General features: G+C 45.2%; 7 protein-coding genes and 4 tRNA genes. 7 read left to right on the top strand and 4 right to left on the bottom strand.

Annotated features, from left to right (window positions below):
* The first annotated feature begins 7 nt into the window (after nucleotides 1-7).
* Complete coding sequence (locus LP107_RS02540) at nucleotides 8-853, top strand: subtype B tannase (protein WP_208624068.1); 846 nt, start codon at nucleotides 8-10, stop codon at nucleotides 851-853.
* A gap of 59 nt (nucleotides 854-912) precedes the next feature.
* Here LP107_RS02540 and LP107_RS02545 read toward each other — a convergent pair whose 3' ends face one another.
* The 3 genes from LP107_RS02545 to LP107_RS02555 all read right to left on the bottom strand — a co-directional run bounded on the left by LP107_RS02545 (nucleotide 913) and on the right by LP107_RS02555 (nucleotide 2691).
* Entirely contained in the window at nucleotides 913-2034 is a 1122-nt protein-coding gene (locus LP107_RS02545; RefSeq protein ID WP_078275154.1) for an aminotransferase class V-fold PLP-dependent enzyme, read from the bottom strand.
* Between the two features lie 74 nt (nucleotides 2035-2108).
* On the bottom strand, nucleotides 2109-2333 hold the full coding sequence (locus LP107_RS02550) for a DUF4126 domain-containing protein (protein ID WP_245952236.1): 225 nt from the start codon (nucleotides 2331-2333) through the stop codon (nucleotides 2109-2111).
* Nucleotides 2329-2691 carry a DUF4126 domain-containing protein gene (locus LP107_RS02555; RefSeq protein WP_245952190.1) on the bottom strand — a complete coding sequence of 121 codons (363 nt, stop codon included), beginning with the start codon at nucleotides 2689-2691 and terminating at the stop codon, nucleotides 2329-2331. The genes LP107_RS02550 and LP107_RS02555 overlap by 5 nt, the downstream gene beginning before the upstream one ends.
* Before the next feature lie 217 nt (nucleotides 2692-2908).
* Between LP107_RS02555 and LP107_RS02560 the strand changes: the two genes are divergently transcribed.
* From LP107_RS02560 to LP107_RS02585, 6 genes are all read left to right on the top strand, one after another.
* A tRNA-Thr gene (locus LP107_RS02560) sits at nucleotides 2909-2984 on the top strand.
* An 82-nt stretch (nucleotides 2985-3066) separates the two neighbouring features.
* A tRNA-Tyr gene (locus tag LP107_RS02565) sits at nucleotides 3067-3150 on the top strand.
* Nucleotides 3151-3173: 23 nt separating this feature from the next.
* Nucleotides 3174-3247: transfer RNA gene (locus LP107_RS02570), tRNA-Gly, on the top strand.
* A 19-nt stretch (nucleotides 3248-3266) separates the two neighbouring features.
* Nucleotides 3267-3341: transfer RNA gene (locus LP107_RS02575), tRNA-Thr, on the top strand.
* Between the two features lie 1041 nt (nucleotides 3342-4382).
* On the top strand, nucleotides 4383-5324 hold the full coding sequence (locus LP107_RS02580; RefSeq protein ID WP_115369151.1) for an OmpA family protein: 942 nt from the start codon (nucleotides 4383-4385) through the stop codon (nucleotides 5322-5324).
* Between the two features lie 33 nt (nucleotides 5325-5357).
* Nucleotides 5358-14930: a SwmB domain-containing protein gene (locus tag LP107_RS02585; protein WP_264682807.1), complete on the top strand. Its 9573-nt coding sequence runs from the start codon at nucleotides 5358-5360 to the stop codon at nucleotides 14928-14930.
* Between the two features lie 236 nt (nucleotides 14931-15166).
* On the opposite strand, the gene LP107_RS02590 is transcribed toward LP107_RS02585, so the two are convergent.
* Nucleotides 15167-15805: a lysophospholipid acyltransferase family protein gene (locus LP107_RS02590; RefSeq protein ID WP_078275150.1), complete on the bottom strand. Its 639-nt coding sequence runs from the start codon at nucleotides 15803-15805 to the stop codon at nucleotides 15167-15169.
* Nucleotides 15806-15883: the final 78 nt, after the last annotated feature.

Below are 15883 nucleotides of genomic sequence, written 5' to 3' on the forward strand. Positions count from 1 at the left end.
GGCGATTATGACAGCTGATGACAGCGTGTTTGCCGTGTCCGCCTATGCTCCGATTACCAACCTTGAAAATGCCGATATGGCGTACGAGTGGCAATTTAACGGCATTGATGATTATCACAAAATGCACGTCTCCATGCTAGACTACAACATCAAACGTGAACGCATAAAGGCAAGCCTAACGGACGAGCAAAAAAGTTGGTCAAATGAATTAAGATCCAATTTCCCCAGTTATATCAATGGTTTAAAATTAACAGGGCACAACGGACAGTCATTAACATTGGATTATAACGGCAACGGCACGTTTAAAGATGAAGTGATTTATCATTTGAATAACTTCGCCAATACCGCCTTTAAAAATGGCACGGATTTGAGTGATTTTGACTTTTTGGCACAACGAAAGTCGGCAAACCCTTTTTATGTGGCGGATTTTGACGGTTATTTAAAATACTTGGGGCGTGGCAAGGGCGTAGCTGCGTTTGATGCCACAGATTTGACCAGTGGCGAGAATAATCTGTTTGGTAATAAGACTTTGAACAATCAGCATTTTACCGCCTTTGGCAAAAAATACGGACAAGGGAGCATGGCGGATGCTCACACTATCAAGATGATGAATGCGATGAATTATATCGCCCAAAGCCCCACCGAGCATTGGCGTATCCGTCATGCGGCAAAGGATAATGATACATCCCTTGCCGTGCCTGTGATACTAGCCACCGCCTTACAAAATCAGGGCAAGAACGTGGATTTTGCCTTGGCGTGGGGTGTGGGTCATGGTGGGGATTATGATTTGAATGAATTATTTGATTGGGCGGATAAGCTCGTTAAGGAAAATGGCGTAGTGAAATCCAAATAACTGTATAAGACAAACAAAAAGCCCAACATCACATTGGGCTTTTATGTTGATAAAGATAATCAAAATACTTCATCACACGCCTGCTTAAATCGTGCCACCGTGCCTGATACGTCGGTCAATTTATCAAGCCCAAACAGCCCAATTCTAAAACTCTTATAATCAGACGGCTCGCCCACTTGTAGCGGTACGCCTCCTGCGATTTGTACACCGACTTTGGCAAACGCCACGCCTTTGTGTACATCATCATTTGGGGCATGGCAGACGATAACCCCAACCGCTTGACTGTCTTTATCCGCCACGCTTACGACCCCTTTGTCATTTAATACTTGCAAAATGGCTTGCCCCAGCTCTATTTGGGCGGATTTTAGCTTATCAAATCCTATGGCTTGGCATTCTTTTAGGGTATCTCTTAGCTGTCTTAGTCCGTCTGTGGGCATGGTCGCATGATAGGCGTGTCCGCCATTTTCATAGGCGGTCATGATATTCGCCCATGTTTTTAAATCTAAGGTAAAACTTGTGGATTCTGTGCTTTGAACAAGCTCTTTGGCACGCTCGGACATCATGACAAGTCCACAGCAAGGCGTGCTAGACAAGCCTTTTTGTGGGGCACAGAGTAGTACATCAATGCCCAATGCTTTCATGTCAAGCCACACACAGCCCGAAGCGATACAGTCAATCACCAAAATCCCGCCCACGTCATGCACCGCTTGCCCCAGTGCCTTGATATAGTCGTCTGATAACATCATACCAGAAGCGGTCTCAACGTGGGGAGCGAACACCACGCTTGGGCGGTTTTGGCGGATATGGGCGGTAACTTCGTTAATGTCGGCAGGGGCGAATGTGGCAGGATTGCCGTGGATTTGGGCGGTAAAAACGTGCGTGGATTTGGCGATACGTCCTTTTTCCAAAATCTGCGTCCAGCGATAGCTAAACCAGCCATTTCGCACAATCGCTACGTCCTTATCTGTGGCAAGCTGACGGGCGACCGCTTCCATGCCTGACGTGCCAGAACCAGGGATAATCGCCACGCCATCGGCATGATAAAGCTCTTTTAAAGTGGCGGATAAGGCTCTCATCACGCTTTGAAATTCGGTAGACATATGGTTCAACGCTCGGTCGGTATAGACCACCGAATATTCCAAAAGTCCTTGTGGGTCAATGTCGTCTCGTAAGGCAGGCATGGTTTTGTCCTTAAAAAATGGGTTTGGGATAATTTACAAAAATTTAGGATAAATTGCAAATGGTTTTTGCCAAATCACGCCGATTCGCTTGCCTTATGGCGGTTTTTGAGCTTAACCACAAGCCAAATAAACACCACAATCCCCACGATAGCAACCACCCCTGCCAATACAGGGGCGAATATGGCAAGTGCCGACAGCCCAATGGCGGTGCTAGTCTCTGCCAGTCCGATGACAGGGTTGGCGACACCGGCGGTCGTGGCGGTTGAAACGGCTCTGGCACCGGCGGTCGTGGTCTTAATGGTCGCTGCCGCTCCGCCCCCCTGCCACGATGGCGAGCGCCCATGTCATCGCAGGACTCATGTCGGTCAGACTGCCTGCCATGGCTATCGTCCCTGCCATGCCTGCCAGTGGCACGGCAATGGTGTCAAGCAAATTATCCACAAACGGCACCAAATAAGACATGGACTCAGCGATGCTCGCCACCGCCAAAATCACCAACGCGTTCGTACTGCCCAGCCACAGCCAGCTCTCACCTAAGGGCAATATGCCAAAATAGCTTGCCAGCGACATGCCAAACAACGGCACAAACACCCGAAAGCCTGAGCTTGCTGCCAAGCCAATGCCAAGACAAATGCTCAAAATCATCTCTGTTGTCATTTTTGTACTCTTTTAAAAAATAGGATGATGCCATTATACAAAAATATCGGCAGGCGAGCGAATGATTTGTATGTCAAATAATAAAAAATACCAAGCCCACTGCCAGAAAACAATTAATATAAAAAACAAGGACTTATAAAATAATTTTAAAAATTTTTAAAAAAATACTTGCGCAAATCAAAAACTATGGTATCATACGCACCACTTAGGAAACACCGCCGGCTTAGCTCAGTTGGTAGAGCAACTGACTTGTAATCAGTAGGTCGCCAGTTCGATTCCGGCAGCCGGCACCACTCCTAAGAAACTTTTCAGGTCAAGCCCGTTTATTGGGCTTAATCTTTTAACAGACCATTAAAAGACATACCTGTAACAACTGGTGGGGTTGGGGAGCGGTCAAACCCAACAGACTGTAACTCTGTCGCGAAAGCTTCGAAGGTTCGAATCCTTCCCCCACCACCATATTCTCCCTACCAAATACCCATGCGGGTGTAGTTTAGTGGTAGAACCTCAGCCTTCCAAGCTGATGGTGCGGGTTCGATTCCCGCCACCCGCTCCATTTGTCAGCAAAACTATTTGCTCTTGTAGCTCAGGGGTAGAGCACTTCCTTGGTAAGGAAGAGGTCGCGAGTTCAATTCTCGCCAAGAGCTCCATATCCAACCCTTTGAGATGTTTATTTCAAAGGGTTTTATTCCCCATTCTCCCCTCTTGCATCATTTATTAGACTTCTTTCCAAACCCAGATTTTTTCAGATTTTTTTTAAAATTAAACCCTCAGTATTTTCAAGGGTTTATTTTTAAGTTTGGAAAGAGAATTGGTGTTACACCCAACCAACTTGATATTTACCACGCCCCTACGTCCACACATCATTGTATTTGTAGTAATTTTAAAGTTTCTTGGGTGTATAAAGGATGGGCACGCTCTAGATGCCTTGTATTTTGAGTGCCAAATTTGATGTGCTTAAGCTATAAAATCTGAGTTCTTGATGATTATAGTCTGTCAACTTTGAAATAATACTGTGTCAAACTCGCTCGTAGTACTACTTGTACAACTTCGCTCGTTTTCCTTGTCTTATTTCAAATTTGTTTGACTATATTATTTAAAATATAAAATGTAATAAAATATATGTTTTTAATTAAAATTATGTAAAGTAATGCTACTAAATTATCAATGCCAAGTAAATACTTCTCTGGTATCACCCCTTATTTTTGTCTAAAAAATGGCATCTTATTGATTTTTATGATGGGATAAATGGACAAAAACAGATGCTGGGGTAAGTCAAATCCATTTTAACGCCTAGGCGGTTTATTTACTTGGTATGATTTTTGCAACATGATAAATGTCAATCTTATCTTTTGTGTGAATTTTGGAAAAGCTTATCATAACTGACATGAGATTAAAGTGTCATGATACGCTTAACTGTATTAAAATGTACATCTGTGACATTTTTTGTCAGCGGTGTGACAATTTTTGACAGTATTTTTGCATAATTTTACAACTAAGATGGGTTTGATTGCCACAAAAATGAGATGACGAGCATGATTTAAAAGGCATTTTGTGAACCCAAAGTCTGCCGTGATGTTGATGTATTGCCGTTTAATTTAAAAAGCATCATGACAGGCATGCCACACAAAAATGAGTTTTAAATGTATTGTGCAAGTAGTTACCATAGTTTATGTTTATGAGGAGTTGCCATGCAACTAAAAAAATTAGCCTTCATCGGTTCGGCACTGATGATGGCAATTCATGCACATGCCGATGTGCGTTTAGGCAATCAAGTTACATGGAAGATGTCAAGTCAAGGTGCGGTAGATGAGTTTACCAATCTAGCCACACATGATAATGCTGGTGGTGTGGTTTTCATCAGACCGCTTGCCAATGCAGAATCTTCTGAGCAGTCTAGCACCAACATTGCCATCAATGACCGCTATCTAACTAGCCTGCAAGATGGACATTATACATCTGGTGTGGCATGTGCAGGCAATGTCCAAATCAGTGCTGTTCCCACGGGCAAAAAAACCAACGATTTATCAGCCCAATCCATTCATACTCATCTAAATCCACGAGAAGTTCAGTACTTTGTCGTACAAACTGGCAATAACTATCAAGCCAGTTTAACTCAAGTAGACGCCAACCAAGCCCAAGAGCTCATCCAAGGCACGCGTCGTCAAGCTCATCAAGTCAGTCGTGTACAGCCTGCTGACTGCTCGCCAGTCAACGTACCCCCCCCTGTATCAGTCGCCCCTGTTAGAGCAACGACAAACGTACAGCCCAGCCAGCCGTCTTATGCAGCTCAGCCCGCCAAATTAAATCTGACCATCCAATTTGACCATGATAAAAGCCATGTCAAACCGGCATTTCAACAGGATGTCGCCAAAGTCGCTAATTTTCTAAAACAACACCCTAACACCAGTGCTACCATCGAAGGTCACACCGACTCAACAGGTGCCGCTAGCTATAACCAAAAGCTTTCTGAGCGTCGTGCTAAGGCGGTCAAGCACCTATTGGTAAATAACCACGGTATTGAGAATTCTCGTTTATCTACCATCGGTTATGGCGAATCTCGCCCTGTTGCCACTAACAACACCAAGGCAGGGCGTTATGAAAACCGCCGTGTCGTTGTTGTTTCACAATAATCATCATGTAGTCAATTAAAATAAGGATAACGCATGCAATCCATCAGTGTAAAAGTCAATGACAGCGTTCAGACCATTGCCGAAGCAAGGGTCATCACCAAAGACGGTCAACCCACCATCATCAAAGCCAATCGTAATGCCAACTACGAGCTTATCAACGATGCCACAGGTCGTGGTCCTGACCACATCGTCACCAAGCGTGTTGGTAAAGATTTGCATGTCTCTTTTGAAGAGAATGCCGAAGAGTCCGACCTAATCATCGAAAACTTCTATGACTATGACAAATCAGCACTCATCGGACAAGCCGAAAGCGGTCAATACCACTACTACGTGCCAGATACCGGTCTTACCCAAGACTATGTGACCGAGCTTGTCATCGGTGACATCGAAGGTCAGGCTCTAGGCGGTCAAGGCTATCCTGCGCCATGGTGGATTGGTGCAGAAGAAGGCAGTCGCTTTGGCATCATGCCATGGCTTGTGGGGATCGCAGGTCTGGCTGGTATCATTGCCGCTGTGTCTGATAGTGATGATGACAAGGGCGGTAACACTAATACCGCTGTAGAAGTAGAAGATAAACCTCTGAGCATCTCTAACCTAGAAAGTAACACGACCGCACAAGGTGCAGCACAGGCACTAAGCTTTACCATTACCAGTGATGGTACTAAAGTGCCTGAAGCTGACATCTCCATCAATGGCACCATACTAAAAGATGCAGATGGCAAGACAGTTCAAAGCGATAGTGAAGGTAAGGTGACCATCACTGCCGAGTTATTGGCATTAAATGGCATCACGCTCGGTGGTCTTAGCGATTTTACCATCGGTGCAAACAAAGACACTTATAAAGACGCCACAGCCACACTATACAACCCACAAGTTGTAACCATGGATGGCGGTGTGGTTGTCACGCCCCATGATACCGCGACCAAACTTGAAGTCTCCTACACCAAGCCAGGTGAGACAGAGCCTACCACCGTTATATTCACCCATGAAGACACTAATGGCGATGGCGTGCCTGATGCATGGGTAGATGCTAAAAAAGATGACAGCATTACCATTGACCCCGCCACTGGCAAAGTAGTCGTTCCTGTGGCTGAGATTGGCTCTAATACAGTTGTTACTGCCAAGCAAACCACTGATGTCGGCACAACCAATAACAGCGATGACGTGGGTGACATTCCATCAGCCAAACCTGCCGTAGACGCCATCAAGACAGGTGATGATGCAGGCGATGTTGTTGTGACACCAAGTGACGATGCCACTGATGGTTCGGCAGTTGTTGTAAAATATACTGACAAAGATGGTAATAACAAACAAGTAACCATCACCAAAGACCAAGACGGCTGGACGGCTGACGGCGATCTGCCAGATGGCGTTATCCTAGACAAAGACAATGGCACCGTAACCATCCCATCTGACAACGTAACCGACGGCTCTTACGTTACCGCCTTTCAAACTGACCCAGGTCGCAAAGAGAGCGATCCGGTGTCTGATAAAGCAAAAATAAACGTGCCAAAGCCAGAGATTACCGTCAATGATGACGGCTCTGTGACTGTCACGCCATCAGACAAAGCAGATAAAGTTGTCATCAACTACATCGACGAAGATGGTAATAATAAGACTGCCACCATAACCAAAGATGATAATGGTAATTGGACATCAGACGATGACAACGTTGTCATCAACAACGCTGGCACCATTACTCTGCCAGATGACAAAGTCAAAGACGGCTCAGAAGTCTCTGCCAATCAGGCCGTGGGCAATAAAGACAGCGACAAAGGCACAGTAACCACCCAAGATAACGTGCCACAGCCAGAGATTGCCGCTAATAATGACGGCTCTGTGATTGTTACACCATCTGATGATGCAGACAAGGTTGTCATCAACTACATCGACGAAGATGGTAAGCCAAATACCGCTACCATAACCAAAGATGATAATGGCAACTGGACATCAGACGATGACAACGTTGTCATCAACAACGCTGGCACCATCACGTTACCTGCCGATAAAGTCAAAGACGGCTCAACTGCTACTGCTGAGCAAACAGTCGATGGCAAAGACAGCGATAAAGTGCCAGTGGTTGCCAATAATGACAATAATACCACACCTGCCAAGCCTGCATTACCAGAGATTACCGCTAACAATGACGGCTCTGTGACTGTCACGCCATCAGACAAAGTAGATAAAGTTGTCATCAACTACATCGACGAAGATGGCAAACCAAATACCGCTACCATAACCAAAGATGACAATGGCAAGTGGACATCAGACGATAATAATATCATCGTAAACCCAACTACGGGTAAGACCACCATCCCAGCCGATAAAGTCAAAGACGGCTCAACAGTTACCGCACAACAAACTACCCCTGTGGGAACCAGCGATCCAGCAGAGGTGATCACCAAAGATGGCATTGCCGAACCTGACGTGACCGCTAACAATGATGGCTCGGTAACTGTTAAGCCAGCAGATGATGCCACAGAGGTTGAAATCAGCTATGTAGATGAAGATGGTAAAGAGCAGACCGTGACAGTTACCAAAGACAAAGACGGCAACTGGACAGCAGACGATGACAACGTTGTGATCAACGATGACGGCACCATCACGCTACCTGCCGATAAAGTCAAAGACGGCTCTGACGTGACTGCCAACCAAACTACTGACAATGGTAAGAGTGGTGATGCTTCCGATACAGCAGGAGACGCCAGAGCTGACGCTCCAACTGTTACCCCATCACAAACAGACGGCTCTGTAACTGTCACACCAGGAACTGACAATGCCAAAATGGTCGTAACATACACCGATGAAGATGGCAAAGAGCAAACCGTTAACATTAATAAAGATGCTGATGGCAACTGGACAGCTGAAGGTACATTGCCAGAGGGTGTCACTGTTGATAAAGATGGTAAAGTTACCATCCCACAAGATGCGGTGAAAGATGGAAACACTGTCACAGCTGCAGCTCAAAACACCACAGGTGGCAAGGCACAAGACCAAGCAAATGCCAATAAAGACACTGCTAATACAGCCATTGATTCTGATAACACTGCCTTTACCAATCCCGAAGATGGTAACATCGCTGAGGGCGACTCAGTGCGTGCTACCATAGGACTGGTCAATAACAATGGCGGTGAGGTTGATTTTAAAGTGACCTTTGAAGATGGTGATTCAAGCCCAGCTGGCGATATCGCCAATCATGATGATTTTGATTATGATGGCATTAAATTCACCGATGACAATGGTAAAGAAATCACTGGCATAAGCTATGACCGTGAGTCGGGTAAAATTACCGTGCCAACAGGTGTGGATAAGTTCAATGTAGACCTGCCCATTAAAGGCAATGATGGTGTGGAAGCCGACCAAAAGGCAACCATTGTTGTTGGCTCAGGAGATGATGCTAAGACCGCAGACATTACCATTGTTGATGATTCAAAAGCGGCGGGTCAAGGTAATCAAGTTGCCATTACTGCCATCAGTGACGATACAGGCGTTGCTGGCGACTTTATCACAAATGATACTACTTTGGCGGTATCTGGCACGTTGGATAAAGCCCTGCCTGATGACGAGAAGGTTGTGGTTACTCTAAACGGACAAACCGTGGATGCGGTTGTGGATGCTTCAGGCAAATGGACAGCCGAATTTATGAACAATGCTCTGCCAGAGGGTACTCATCCTATCAAAGCACAGATTGTTAGCAAAGATAACACCAAGACAGCAGGACCATCAGCTGAGCAGAATGTTGTCATCGACACCACCGCTCCTGCTAAACCTACCGCAGAAGTGAGCGATAAAGGCGATAAAGTCACCGGCACCACCGAGCCTAATGCCACTGTCACCATCAAAGACAAAGATGGTAAAACCATTGGCACAGGTGTCGCAGATGATGAAGGCAACTACACGGTTGATTTGGACAAACCTTTAACCAATGGCGAATCAGTCACCGTCACGGCAAAAGATGAGTCTGATAATGAATCTACCCCAACCACTGCCAACGCTTCTGACACCACAGCACCAACCTTGGTAGGCACGCCTAATATCCCTGAAACAGGTGATAAGATTGAGCTAAACTTTAGCGAGCCACTTGATACAACCAAACCACCAGTTGCTGATAACTTTACAGTAACCGTTGATGGTCAGCCTGTAAAACCAGTTGTGAGTGTTGAAGGTAATAAAGTTACCTTGACATTGCCAAAACCTGTTACTCAAGGTCAAGATGTTAAAGTTGCTTATACAGACCCAACAGCAGGCAATGATGACAATGCTATTCAAGATGTTACTGGTAACGATGCGGCAAATATTCCACAGACTGCGGCAACCAATAACAGTAATGTACCAGCACCTGACACCACAGCACCAACCTTGGTAGGCACGCCTAATATCCCTGAAACAGGTGATAAGATTGAGCTAAACTTTAGCGAGCCACTTGATACAACCAAACCACCAGTTGCTGATAACTTTACAGTAACCGTTGATGGTCAGCCTGTAAAACCAGTTGTGAGTGTTGAAGGTAATAAAGTTACCTTGACATTGCCAAAACCTGTTACTCAAGGTCAAGATGTTAAAGTTGCTTATACAGACCCAACAGCAGGCAATGATGACAATGCTATTCAAGATGTTACTGGTAACGATGCGGCAAATATTCCACAGACTGCGGCAACCAATAACAGTAATGTACCAGCACCTGACACCACAGCACCAACCTTGGTAGGCACGCCTAATATCCCTGAAACAGGTGATAAGATTGAGCTAAACTTTAGCGAGCCACTTGATACAACCAAACCACCAGTTGCTGATAACTTTACAGTAACCGTTGATGGTCAGCCTGTAAAACCAGTTGTGAGTGTTGAAGGTAATAAAGTTACCTTGACATTGCCAAAACCTGTTACTCAAGGTCAAGATGTTAAAGTTGCTTATACAGACCCAACAGCAGGCAATGATGACAATGCTATTCAAGATGTTACTGGTAACGATGCGGCAAATATTCCACAGACTGCGGCAACCAATAACAGTAATGTACCAGCACCTGACACCACAGCACCAACCTTGGTAGGCACGCCTAATATCCCTGAAACAGGTGATAAGATTGAGCTAAACTTTAGCGAGCCACTTGATACAACCAAACCACCAGTTGCTGATAACTTTACAGTAACCGTTGATGGTCAGCCTGTAAAACCAGTTGTGAGTGTTGAAGGTAATAAAGTTACCTTGACATTGCCAAAACCTGTTACTCAAGGTCAAGATGTTAAAGTTGCTTATACAGACCCAACAGCAGGCAATGATGACAATGCTATTCAAGATGTTACTGGTAACGATGCGGCAAATATTCCACAGACTGCGGCAACCAATAACAGTAATGTACCAGCACCTGACACCACAGCACCAACCTTGGTAGGCACGCCTAATATCCCTGAAACAGGTGATAAGATTGAGCTAAACTTTAGCGAGCCACTTGATACAACCAAACCACCAGTTGCTGATAACTTTACAGTAACCGTTGATGGTCAGCCTGTAAAACCAGTTGTGAGTGTTGAAGGTAATAAAGTTACCTTGACATTGCCAAAACCTGTTACTCAAGGTCAAGATGTTAAAGTTGCTTATACAGACCCAACAGCAGGCAATGATGACAATGCTATTCAAGATGTTACTGGTAACGATGCGGCAAATATTCCACAGACTGCGGCAACCAATAACAGTAATGTACCAGCACCTGACACCACAGCACCAACCTTGGTAGGCACGCCTAATATCCCTGAAACAGGTGATAAGATTGAGCTAAACTTTAGCGAGCCACTTGATACAACCAAACCACCAGTTGCTGATAACTTTACAGTAACCGTTGATGGTCAGCCTGTAAAACCAGTTGTGAGTGTTGAAGGTAATAAAGTTACCTTGACATTGCCAAAACCTGTTACTCAAGGTCAAGATGTTAAAGTTGCTTATACAGACCCAACAGCAGGCAATGATGACAATGCTATTCAAGATGTTACTGGTAACGATGCGGCAAATATTCCACAGACTGCGGCAACCAATAACAGTAATGTACCAGCACCTGACACCACAGCACCAACCTTGGTAGGCACGCCTAATATCCCTGAAACAGGTGATAAGATTGAGCTAAACTTTAGCGAGCCACTTGATACAACCAAACCACCAGTTGCTGATAACTTTACAGTAACCGTTGATGGTCAGCCTGTAAAACCAGTTGTGAGTGTTGAAGGTAATAAAGTTACCTTGACATTGCCAAAACCTGTTACTCAAGGTCAAGATGTTAAAGTTGCTTATACAGACCCAACAGCAGGCAATGATGACAATGCTATTCAAGATGTTACTGGTAACGATGCGGCAAATATTCCACAGACTGCGGCAACCAATAACAGTAATGTACCAGCACCTGACACCACAGCACCAACCTTGGTAGGCACGCCTAATATCCCTGAAACAGGTGATAAGATTGAGCTAAACTTTAGCGAGCCACTTGATACAACCAAACCACCAGTTGCTGATAACTTTACAGTAACCGTTGATGGTCAGCCTGTAAAACCAGTTGTGAGTGTTGAAGGTAATAAAGTTACCTTGACATTGCCAAAACCTGTTACTCAAGGTCAAGATGTTAAAGTTGCTTATACAGACCCAACAGCAGGCAATGATGACAATGCTATTCAAGATGTTACTGGTAACGATGCGGCAAATATTCCACAGACTGCGGCAACCAATAACAGTAATGTACCAGCACCTGACACCACAGCACCAACCTTGGTAGGCACGCCTAATATCCCTGAAACAGGTGATAAGATTGAGCTAAACTTTAGCGAGCCACTTGATACAACCAAACCACCAGTTGCTGATAACTTTACAGTAACCGTTGATGGTCAGCCTGTAAAACCAGTTGTGAGTGTTGAAGGTAATAAAGTTACCTTGACATTGCCAAAACCTGTTACTCAAGGTCAAGATGTTAAAGTTGCTTATACAGACCCAACAGCAGGCAATGATGACAATGCTATTCAAGATGTTACTGGTAACGATGCGGCAAATATTCCACAGACTGCGGCAACCAATAACAGTAATGTACCAGCACCTGACACCACAGCACCAACCTTGGTAGGCACGCCTAATATCCCTGAAACAGGTGATAAGATTGAGCTAAACTTTAGCGAGCCACTTGATACAACCAAACCACCAGTTGCTGATAACTTTACAGTAACCGTTGATGGTCAGCCTGTAAAACCAGTTGTGAGTGTTGAAGGTAATAAAGTTACCTTGACATTGCCAAAACCTGTTACTCAAGGTCAAGATGTTAAAGTTGCTTATACAGACCCAACAGCAGGCAATGATGACAATGCTATTCAAGATGTTACTGGTAACGATGCGGCAAATATTCCACAGACTGCGGCAACCAATAACAGTAATGTACCAGCACCTGACACCACAGCACCAACCTTGGTAGGCACGCCTAATATCCCTGAAACAGGTGATAAGATTGAGCTAAACTTTAGCGAGCCACTTGATACAACCAAACCACCAGTTGCTGATAACTTTACAGTAACCGTTGATGGTCAGCCTGTAAAACCAGTTGTGAGTGTTGAAGGTAATAAAGTTACCTTGACATTGCCAAAACCTGTTACTCAAGGTCAAGATGTTAAAGTTGCTTATACAGACCCAACAGCAGGCAATGATGACAATGCTATTCAAGATGTTACTGGTAACGATGCGGCAAATATTCCACAGACTGCGGCAACCAATAACAGTAATGTACCAGCACCTGTGGCAACCATTACCGTGCAACCAGCCACAGGCACTGGTCAACCACAAGTCACAGATCCGCAAAATGCCAAAGCGGTCTTGTTTGAATCGGCTTTGCCAGAGGGTAGCAAAACTCAAGGCGGCGTCAAAGAAGTTACAGGTTTGCTAAACATTGACAATCTCAAAGCTGGCGAAACGGTGCAATTGATCGCTCCACAAGCAAACAACATCACAAGCGGTGGCGTGCCAATCACTTGGGAGCAAAGCCCTGATAAAATGACTTTGACCGCCAAAGCAGGTGACAAAGAGATTGCTGTGGTCAAAGTGGTCAATGAAGGCGGTACCTACAAATACCAAGTTGAGCTAAAAGGAGCGATTGATCACAAAGACCAAGATGGCAATGGCGAGGCGTTGCTTGCCAAGCCCAAAGTACAAGTTGTCAGAGATACTCAAGTGGTTGCCGAAAGCGACTTAACCATTAGGGTGGTTGATGATAAGCCTGTGGCTAATGAGGGCAATCCGCAAACCAAAGACATCAATTTGGCGGAGTCTGTACCACCAAGTGCTGGTGTGAATGCTGCAAGTTTTGGTTATAACCAAGATAGCCTTGACGCAAGCCGTTCTCTTATCCGCGACGGCAACAAAGTGTCTTGGGGTAATGGTATAAGGGGACCTGCTTCTTTGGAATTATCCAACCCTGAAAAGGTCAGCGTTACTGATGCAAATTTAGGTTTTAATTTCGGTAGTATTACGCACGCTAATAACCCAACATCAGTCAAATCAACGACTTTCCCAAATGATGGTCTTAAGGTGGATGTGTCGTTTACTGTCAATATTGATGGTAAAAATGAAACAGAGGTAAACAGCTTCATTACTTTGTATGTGGCAGAGGTGGCTGGTTTTGCCGATGATATGTTGATCATCAAAAACCGAACCGACACCATCGAAATTGGCGGTGAACAGTACCGACTGGTTATTGGGGGGTCTGAGGCAGATTCGTTGACGTTAGAGCAAGTCCAACAAAATATGCAGCGAGTGAGTAGGGGGATCAGACCTAATGTTGATGTTACTGGAGCAGACGGAAGTGTAACAGCCATCAATACTCAAGAGGGTGAGATCAATAGGCTTGCACTCAAGGCCAAACTGGTGCCAGTCTCTGCTGGGGCGATAGCGTTGTTTGAGGGCAAAGCCTTGACAGGCAAAGCCGATGTCTCTGCCGATGGGGCAACAAAGGGTATATGGTCGTTTGTAGATGGTACAAATGGCTATACAGCCGAAAAAACCGCCGACAATACCTTTAGCATCAAAAAAGGTCAAGAGGTTATGGGTACCTTTACAGGTCAGGCAGATGGTCAATACCAGTTTAAGCCTGTGAAAGGTGCCAACGACAAAGTGGCAGGGGGCGATGCGTTGAACTTTAAGTTTAACTATGGCGACAAAGATGGCGATAGTGCGGCGGTAAATGTCAAGTTTAATTTGCTCAACAACAAGCCAGCAGGTGGCTTTGAAAACCCAGACTTGCACGCCGATGCCGATGTGCAAGCGGATGCGGATGTCAATGCTGATTTGCCCGTGATTGACCTAAGCAATGGGGCGATTGATTTGCAACATGTGACGATGGACAATTTTGGCGATTTGCTGGCGACAACCAACTATGTTGGCGATGGGCAATCTTTGTACATCAAAGGCGATGTGGGCGATACCGTAACCTTGGGTAGTGTGCTACAGTCAGGTGAAACCTCACAAACTGACATCTCTGGTACTTGGACTAAGGGTGGTACTGAACAACAAGAAGGTACAACCTACAACATTTGGAGTAATAACGATGTTAAGCTCTATATTGACCAAGACATTACCATTTTGTAATCAAAAAGCCTTATAATGAAAGCCTGTTAATAAAAAAACCGCTCCAAAGTTTGGGGCGGTTTGTTTTGTGTGGTTTTGTATGAAAAATGGCTATCCGACCACTTAATTTAAAAGTCAAGTAAAAACCTTAAAATTTACCCAGTTAAGTGGTCAGATGGTTTTTCTGTGTCAAAATCCTTGTTAATATTGTCTGTCTTTGTATTTTTTTACCCAATCATTATCAACTATCTCAGCCATCATTTTGACAAATCTTGTAGTGGCTTAGACATTTTACCTACATGCCTGCCTTCTACGCCGTTATAATAGGCATAAATCTTGGGCAAATCCTTCTCAATGTCGCCTGTGGGGTAGAATAGGGGCATAAAGCGGACTTCTTTGGTTTTATAATCCATCGCCACAGGCAAGATAGGCACGCCTGCCCCCACTGCCAGATAATAAAAGCCCGTTTTCCACTCATCGGTATAACCCCGAGTACCTTCGGGGGCTAGCCCCAAAAAGAGCGGTTTGCCAGTTTTAAAGCGGTCAATGTTGGCTTGTAGTACCGAGCCTTTTTTGTCCCTATCAATGGGAATGACCCCTGCCCACGTCAAAAAATGCGACATGATGGGGAGCTTGAACAGCTGTTTTTTACCCAGTAATTTGATGTTCACATCAAGGGCGAGTAGGGTGGGAATGGCGTACACACCGTCCATGTTGGAGGTGTGGGGAACAGCAAGCAGTACCGCCTGCGAGACGTTGGGAATCTCGCCTGTGATACGCCAGCCTGTCTTGTCCAAAAAGGCACGGGCAAGGCGTGGGGCGATTTTGCCATGCCTGCGTGGAACGTTATCGCCTAGGGCGGTGGGGTCGATGGTGGGTAGGGCGTTCATGTCCATGGGGATTTTCCTTAAAATGGGTTTGGGTGTGTCTGGGAGACACGTTTTAAATGGGTGTGTCTTTCATGGGACAAATTA

This window comes from Moraxella bovis (genome assembly GCF_025985205.1).
GTDB classification, from domain to species: Bacteria; Pseudomonadota; Gammaproteobacteria; order Pseudomonadales; family Moraxellaceae; genus Moraxella; species Moraxella bovis.

Coding starts and splice junctions, on each gene's coding strand:
- LP107_RS02540 (WP_208624068.1), top strand. CDS start 8: ATGACAGCTGATGACAGCGTGTTTGCCGTGTCCGCCTATGCTCCGATT.
- LP107_RS02555 (WP_245952190.1), bottom strand. CDS start 2,691: ATGACAACAGAGATGATTTTGAGCATTTGTCTTGGCATTGGCTTGGCA.
- LP107_RS02580 (WP_115369151.1), top strand. CDS start 4,383: ATGCAACTAAAAAAATTAGCCTTCATCGGTTCGGCACTGATGATGGCA.
- LP107_RS02590 (WP_078275150.1), bottom strand. CDS start 15,805: ATGGACATGAACGCCCTACCCACCATCGACCCCACCGCCCTAGGCGAT.
- LP107_RS02545 (WP_078275154.1), bottom strand. CDS start 2,034: ATGCCTGCCTTACGAGACGACATTGACCCACAAGGACTTTTGGAATAT.
- LP107_RS02585 (WP_264682807.1), top strand. CDS start 5,358: ATGCAATCCATCAGTGTAAAAGTCAATGACAGCGTTCAGACCATTGCC.